Below are 1396 nucleotides of genomic sequence, written 5' to 3'. Positions count from 1 at the left end.
TTGCGCACTACAATACGAATGCTGAACATATAATAAAAAGTGCGGAAGATTCATTACAAAACTTACATACAGATTATATTGATGTATTGCTCATTCATCGCCCTGATCCATATATGGATCCAAACGAAGTAGCAGAGGCATTCTCACGCTTAAAGCAAGCAGGAAAAGTCCGTCACTTCGGTGTATCTAACTTCTTACCTTCGCAGTTTAATATGTTAAGTTCCTATTTAGATTTCCCGCTCCTTACAAATCAAATTGAAGTATCGGCGATGCAGCTTGAGCATTTCGAAAAAGGGACAATTGATTTATGCCAAGAAAAACGAATCAATCCTATGATTTGGTCACCTCTTGCTGGCGGAGAAATCTTTACTGGTCAATCAGAACGTGCCGTACGTGTACGTAAAACTTTACAGAAGGTTGCTACTGAACTAGATGTTACTAGCATCGATACAGTTATGTATGCATGGTTGCTTTCTCATCCAGCTAACATGATGCCAATCGTTGGCTCCGGTAAATTAGATCGTGTTAAAACAGCCGCTCTTTCTACTAAAGTTAATTTAGATCGTCAACAATGGTTTACAATTTTCGAAAGTTCTAATGGGCATCCTGTACCATAATGTACAAAAAGAAGAGCCGTTTCTTTACAGCTCTTCTTTTTCATATGTATTTCTAGTCATGGCAAATACACACATATCCCTTAATCCATTTCCATCTACTGCTACACTCGCACTTTCTAACGTACCTTCTAACTTAAAGCCTAATTTCTCAGGTATCGCTCTACTTCTCTTATTTAACGAATCACATCGAATTTCTACGCGGTTTGCTTTCAGTTCAGAAAAAGCATAATCCGTTATACCCTTTGCAGCCTCTACCATATAGCCTTTTCCACTAAACCTTGAATCAATCCAATATCCAATTTCAAATTGAGGTATAGCCCAATTAATACGATGTAATCCAGCTGATGCAATAAATTCACCTGTTTCTTTCGAAAAAACTAGTAATCTTAAATCCTCACGCTGCAAAAATTGAATATGCGATTTTCTAATGCTCACTTCTACTTCTTCCTCTGTTTGCTCTTTTTGTGCAAAAACCATCCATGGTTTTAATTCTTTCATAGAAGCCCCAATTGCATCGTATACAGCTTTACCGTCACCAGGTTTGGGCATTCGAATAAATAGCCTATCAGTATAAAATTCAGAAGGAAAATCAAATAATAACGGATTCACTCTAATCACTCCCTATATTTCTTTTATATATAATAATATCCACCTCAAGTTATACAGTAAAGAAATTTCTGAATTTTATACATTTTACTCATTCACCTCTACCGCAACACGAATACCAGATTCAATTGCCCCTTGTATCCATCCGTGATATAACGTTGTATGGTCTCCAG

Annotated in this window: 3 protein-coding genes; 1 reads left to right on the top strand and 2 read right to left on the bottom strand. The window is 36.9% G+C overall.

Annotated elements, in window-relative coordinates; genetic code table 11:
- Nucleotides 1-617 (top strand): aldo/keto reductase (locus KI369_RS28400; RefSeq protein ID WP_212958982.1); only part of this gene is annotated, 617 nt, incomplete at its 5' end.
- A 24-nt stretch (nt 618-641) separates the two neighbouring features.
- Here KI369_RS28400 and KI369_RS28395 read toward each other — a convergent pair.
- The gene (locus KI369_RS28395; RefSeq protein WP_212958981.1) at nt 642-1226 is read right to left on the bottom strand and encodes a GNAT family N-acetyltransferase; all 585 of its coding nucleotides are present in this window, start codon (nt 1224-1226) and stop codon (nt 642-644) included.
- A gap of 84 nt (nt 1227-1310) precedes the next feature.
- On the bottom strand, nt 1311-1396 hold an 86-nt coding region (locus KI369_RS28390; RefSeq protein WP_212958983.1), incomplete at its 5' end, for an FAD-dependent oxidoreductase.

Source organism: Bacillus sanguinis (assembly GCF_018332475.1).
GTDB classification, from domain to species: Bacteria; Bacillota; Bacilli; order Bacillales; family Bacillaceae_G; genus Bacillus_A; species Bacillus_A sanguinis.
This window is presented reverse-complemented; position numbering and strand designations above follow the sequence as displayed.